The organism is Moorena sp. SIO3I6, assembly GCF_010672095.1.
The window spans coordinates 1-5,717 of sequence record NZ_JAAHHU010000295.1 but is presented as its reverse complement, the minus strand read 5'-3'; the positions used below and the strand labels follow the sequence as shown (position 1 = coordinate 5,717).

Annotated in this window: 6 protein-coding genes and 1 pseudogene; 2 read left to right on the top strand and 5 right to left on the bottom strand. The window is 44.0% G+C overall.

What is annotated here, in order from left to right; translation table 11 throughout:
* The coding region (locus F6K49_RS34445; RefSeq protein ID WP_293103884.1) for an SRPBCC family protein at positions 1-449 on the top strand (449 nt) is incomplete at its 5' end.
* 42 nt (positions 450-491) lie between these two features.
* Here the strand turns inward: F6K49_RS34445 and F6K49_RS34440 are convergent.
* Positions 492-1,313: a SirB1 family protein gene (locus F6K49_RS34440; RefSeq protein ID WP_293073417.1), complete on the bottom strand. Its 822-nt coding sequence runs from the start codon at positions 1,311-1,313 to the stop codon at positions 492-494.
* Between the two features lie 210 nt (positions 1,314-1,523).
* A pseudogene (locus F6K49_RS34435) lies at positions 1,524-1,661 on the bottom strand (formyltetrahydrofolate deformylase); the annotation flags it as partial.
* Between the two features lie 177 nt (positions 1,662-1,838).
* Between F6K49_RS34435 and F6K49_RS34430 the strand changes: the two are divergent.
* On the top strand, positions 1,839-2,825 hold the full coding sequence (locus F6K49_RS34430; RefSeq protein WP_293103880.1) for an aldo/keto reductase: 987 nt from the start codon (positions 1,839-1,841) through the stop codon (positions 2,823-2,825).
* A 219-nt stretch (positions 2,826-3,044) separates the two neighbouring features.
* Here the strand turns inward: F6K49_RS34430 and F6K49_RS34425 are convergent, their stop codons facing one another.
* From F6K49_RS34425 to F6K49_RS34415, 3 genes are all read right to left on the bottom strand, one after another.
* Positions 3,045-4,286, bottom strand: coding sequence for an SH3 domain-containing protein (locus tag F6K49_RS34425; RefSeq protein WP_293025238.1), 1,242 nt, complete (start codon positions 4,284-4,286; stop codon positions 3,045-3,047).
* Positions 4,287-4,367: 81 nt separating this feature from the next.
* Positions 4,368-5,246, bottom strand: a complete 879-nt coding sequence (locus F6K49_RS34420; RefSeq protein WP_293103877.1) for a universal stress protein — start codon at positions 5,244-5,246, stop codon at positions 4,368-4,370.
* Positions 5,247-5,598: 352 nt separating this feature from the next.
* Positions 5,599-5,717, bottom strand: a 119-nt coding sequence (locus F6K49_RS34415) for an NblA/ycf18 family protein (RefSeq protein WP_293103887.1), incomplete at its 5' end; no start/stop codon positions are given.

Sequence of the window (5,717 nt, the reverse complement as noted above, 5' to 3'; positions counted from 1 at the left end):
TTTTTGAACAATCCATTAAAATTAATGCCAGCGCCACCATTGTCGAGCGCTGTATCACTGACCAGAGCTTAATGCATCGCTGGCTCAACCCGATTTTGCGTTGTGAATCAGTGGGGCAGTGGAGTACTGATGTCGGGAGTCGCTCGCGGTTCATTATAAACATTCCCTGGTTGCAGCCCACTCTCAAGAGTGTGGTTATCGACCGCAAGCCAGGGTTAGTGGTTTGGCAGTTCCAGGGTTTTTTCAAAGGACGAGACCGCTGGGAGTGTCAGCCAGCTGAACAAGGCACCCGTTTGGTCAACCGTTTTGAATTTGAAATTCCCAACCCCATCGTTAGCTGGGGATTCAACAGCTTTGCTGCCCAATGGACCGAGAATGATATGAAAGCCCAACTCAGACGTCTTAAATTAGTAGCAGAGGAGATTTACCGACGTGAGTGTAGTCATTAGGGATTAGGGATTAGGGTTAATCAAGCCCATGCATAGAAGCCTCTACCGATTTCCGATCTGTTCAAGTAACCGACGAATGATATCAGCATCCTCAGCTTGGGGCAGGATTTCCAAATAACGTTCCAAATCCTGGCATGCTTCTGATAAATATCCCAACTGGGAGTAAATCAGCCCCCGATCCCGCAGTTCTACCGGTGCATTAGGAAACAGCAACAACATCCGCTCAACTGCAGCTAGTGCTCTCGGTAAGTCTTGGCGATTGAGGTAAATTAATTTAAGATTCATGAGCATCCGTGCCAACAGCTGCCGATTACTAACCGGTGCTAGGAAACGTGGTTGTAGCGTTACCGGATGCCCATAAATTTGGGTTAGTCGTTCCTCGCAGTCTTGTTGAAATAAAATCTCACCACCATCGAAAGCATCCACAAAGATACCCACCTGCTCAAACTCTGGGCGAATTAAGAAATGCCCTGGCATCCCAATACCAACCATGGGAAAATCAAGGCGTCGAGCGACTTCCAGGTACACCACCGAAAGGCTAATGGGAATACCTGTGCGCCGATCAATTACCTGATTTAGGAAACTATTACCGGGATCATAGTAATCACTCCTATTACCCGAATATCCTAGGTCATCATAGAAATACTGATTCAGAGTCTTAATCACTCGCAGGGGATAGGGTTGCTCAGGCAAACGCTCCTCTACTTCAGATGCCATTACATCTAAGGCATTGAGGTAATCAACAATAGCCAGATCTGGGTATTCCTCCTGAGCTATATAAAGCGCTGCTTTTGCCAAATGAATTTGGTCATCTGGCTGATTTATTTCTGTGTAAAACCCTTGACGCCCTGAGGTAAAGTCCATTTAAAATTCCGTCAGCTACTCTGATTATATAGTATTTTTATTTGATATGTAAACATAAGATTGATATAAAAAGGGAACAGGGAATAGGGAATAGGGAACAGTGTCAATATATCCGAGGAGTTTTTAGTGTTCTCATAAAGCAAGGCAATCGCTGATAGGGAGGGGCTGCATCAAAACATGGACAAAAGTTTAAGTTTTTTTTCCTGATTTAATTCCAGTTGCCAAATCTGTATGTTGATCGGCGTGGATAATGTTTCCACTATGGGAATAGATAAAGTTAGCAATCTTGGCCACAAGTCCTTGTTGCTCGGGACAATACAGCAGTATTGTTGCAGTCGGTGAAGTCATCTTAACTTCTCGAATAAACATACAGATAGACAGCTATTATAGAAGATAATATCTGATTCGTCTAGACTCAACATCGAGGTAATTTCCGTAACGTTAATACCTAAGCATTCAGCTGAATGCTTACCTTGCAAAAACCAAGCTAAAATATGAGCAAAGCTACTGTAAAATAGGCGAGCGATGACACCCAAAACAACTCGACGTAAGTTTATCGTGACCAGTGTTGCTGCTGCGGGTGGTATTGTTGGAAGTGCAGCATGGCATCAACAGCAGTCTCAACTGTCAGCAAAAGCAGCTATTCAACTGCCAACAGCAGCTACAATGCCAGAAAGAGTGTTAGGGAAAACGGGGGTGAAAGTTCCAATCTTTGGGTTGGGAGGTGCAGGACAAACCCCTTTGTCGAAGATGAATCGAGAAGCTGATGCTGTCGCCCAAATTGAAGCGGCGTTACAGTTTGGAATTCGTTATTTTGATACCGCAGCTAGCTATGGCCCCAGCGAAAACTATATGGGTAAGGTATTACCCCCTTATAGATCTAATCTATTTTTAGCAACAAAAACAGCACAACGAGATCGAGATGGGGCTTGGCGAGAGTTAGAGCGATCGCTTAAACGCCTTCAAACTGATTCTATCGATTTATGGCAATTACATCATGTTTCTTTTCACGAAACGTTAGATCAGATTTTTAGTTCTAATGGCGCTATCAAAGCCTTTGAAGAAGCAAAAGAACAAGGAATTGTCAAATATTTAGGCATTACCGGACATCATGAACCGGATGTGATTGCAGAGGGGTTGCGGCGCTATCCCTTTGATACTACCTTAATTTCTCTGAATGCGGCAGATGTTCACCATCCTCGACCTTTTGCTAAAACTGTTTTACCAGTGGCGCGAGAGAAAAATGTAGGAGTCGTTGCCATGAAAGTTCCGGCTTATGGCAAGTTATTCAAAAATGGTGTCTTAGATGGAATGGAGCAAGCCATGGGTTATGTTTTGTCTCTGGAGGGAGTGCATTGTTGTATTATTGCTGCCGAATCCGTCGAGCAATTAGAATCAAATTTTAAAGTCGCCCAAGCATTTCAATCCTTGAGTTCAGCACAAATGACTGCTATTGAAACACGCACAGCTTCTGCTTGGGAAGACAATACATTTTTCCGGAAGTGGACTTAGGACTATAGCAAACTGTACCCTCGATACCTACAGATCAGCAGTAGGGTGCGTGATTGACGCACCCTACAATCTTAGCTGCATCGCCTATCAAAAATGCTGCGAGATATAGCAGTCGCCAGGGCAGGCGCGGACATGACAAAAGTCTCAAACCTAAGTAAGCGCAAGAGTTTGACTTCTGACTTCTGACTTCTGACTTCTGACTTCTGCTAGATCTAAGGCTTAACCTACTGGTGCTGACGGCTCTTCTGGCTTATACTCAGGACAATAGATCAGATACTTGCCAGTAACATAACCTTGTAAGGGCGCAGAAATAGGAACCCAGCCATTACTACCACGATTAACAATCGTTACCTTAGAACCATCAGCGATAATGCCAATAATCTCGCCATCATTTGACGGTGATTTGCGGACATTTAAACCCTGTGGTGCTGAAACTTGCCGACAATCCTCTTCAGATGGTGGTGGTGTTGGACAAGGTTTTATTTTAACATACTTGCCAGACACATAACCGATTATGGGTTCTGAAATCTTCAGCCAGCCATCTGCACGTATACTCTCAATCTTGACCTCGGTACCATTTTTTAATGTACCGATACTTGGACCACCAGCGGTTGAACGCACTATCAGATCACTACCAGTAGTGGTAACTGTACCACACTCTTTTTTGACAGTGGGACAGGGTTGAAGATACCGCTCAGACACATAACCTTCTCGGGGAGAAACAATCGGTACCCAACCATCAGTGCTAGTACCCTTGATAGTGATTTTAGTACCATTTTCTAGAACACCGACAATCGTACCACCAGGGGTCGCACGCACATTTAGCGGGTTACCATTAGTCGATACTAGACGACATTCTTCTTTGGGAGGAGGTGGTGGACAAGGTTTAAGATACCGGTCGGAAACATAACCCTTTTGGGGAGAGACAACCTGTACCCAACCATTAGTACTGCTATTGACGATAGTGATTTGAGCGCCATTGTCCAAGTCACCAATAATCTTACCACCAGGACTCTGACGTACATTCAGACCCCTGCCAGTATTGGTAGAAACTATTCGACATTCCTGCTTAGGTGGTGGTGGACAGGATTGGAGATACCGCTGAGAAATATAACCTGACAAGGGAGAAGAAATTTTTGCCCAGTCTTGGTTTACTATTTGCTCAAGGGTAACCTCAGACCCGTTTTTGACTAAACCGATAATCCGGTAATTGCTACCGGGTCCACTGCGGACATTGAGATCACTGCCTCTAGTGACCACTTTGCGGCAATTGTCTGTAGCCACAGCAAGTTGAAATTTTGCTTGGTTCTCAAATGAGATGTTTTCTAAACGAGACGATGGGGTAAATTGAGCGATCGCAGGACTAGTAGCATAAGATGGCGCAGGAAAAGCTGTAAAAGCTAGCGCCATAGAGATGCACACCACTAGTAATTTTCGCCAACCACTAATCTTTGTGATCATATGTTGGATTTATTATTCACTACCAAAGTGGAATGGCTTTATTTTATTAGAACTTCCGATAAAACCCCAGACTCTCTATCCTTAGCTTTGTGGTGGCAAGAATAGAACAGGGTGCCAGCTGCTGCGCATTAAATCACCGGCTAAGCTACGGACTGACCAATCTAAGAATTTTCCTTTGTGATCGGAAGAGATTGCGATCGCAGTAATATCATATTCTAAGGCTGTGTCTAAAATCTCTTCACGGGGATTGCCCACTCGCACGTCCGTATTGACCTGTAAGCCCAGCTGTTCTAACTCTGCTTTTACTGGTTCTAGCTTGTCTTGAGCTTTTTGTAACTGAGGCTCTTTAGATAATTCTTTGCGCCCCCCTTCACTGACTACCCACAACAGCATACACTGCTTTAGTGAGTCATCTGGTGCTTGTTTAGCATACTCTTTGACCCTTTCCACGACAGATTGAGACGCTGTAGTGCCGTCATAGGGAATTAGCAAATACCGGAATAGATGTTGGCAGCGTAGATCGAGTTCTTCGCAGGTGTAAGCTGAAATCAGTTGTGGTCGCAGCATTAGCAATGGTGTACTACATTCCTTGCTCAAGGTTGCTGTAGTGCTACCGAAAAGCTTTTCTTGTAATAAGCTGCGCACTGGCGTGCCAATCAGGATGACATCAGCATGGTAACGTTTGGCGATTTTAGGAATACTGTCACTAGGACGACCTGAGGTCACTTCGATGTGAACCTCTACCCCTTCAGGTATATTGGTCAAACCGTTTTCAAAGCGGCGGCGAGCTTGTTCTATTCCTTCTTCATCAATGCGAGGTATTTCTCCCTCTTCCCAAAGCGGAACAAAGTGGCAGAAGATGATTTTCTTGATCCCACCAGCCGCTAAACTGGGGACAAACTCTACTAGCCGATATAAACCGTCAGAGAAATCGGTGCAGATTAGGCAATGCTGAAACATATGCAGGGAGGATGGCTTTTGCTTAGAGTTTCTTTGAGACTAGAACACTTTACAATTACTTTCGATAGTTTTGCATTAATTTATACAATTTTATCAACTATTCATCCTGACTTGCCTAGAGTGAATTGGGTTATTGCCAATCCTATTTCCTTTAAGCAAGCCTGCGGTTATAATACTTAGCCTGATAATAGTTAACAATAAGTTGAATCAATCAATTTTAATTTTAATTAAATCTTAATATAATTCGAGTTTACGCCCCAGCATCCCCAGCTCCTTTCCTACCTAAGGAATTGAGCAAGAGAAGGAGGTCGCGACTCAATTAAGGCGAATAACAATCAGACTAGGGCTTTAGCTATAATCCCCACTCGTGTTTTAGGACTTCTTTGTACATTGTTTCACGCATCATCATTTGCTCATAGAGTTTGATTAGGAATTCCTGAGCTTGCTCACGGCTCATTTTCTGGACCTGAG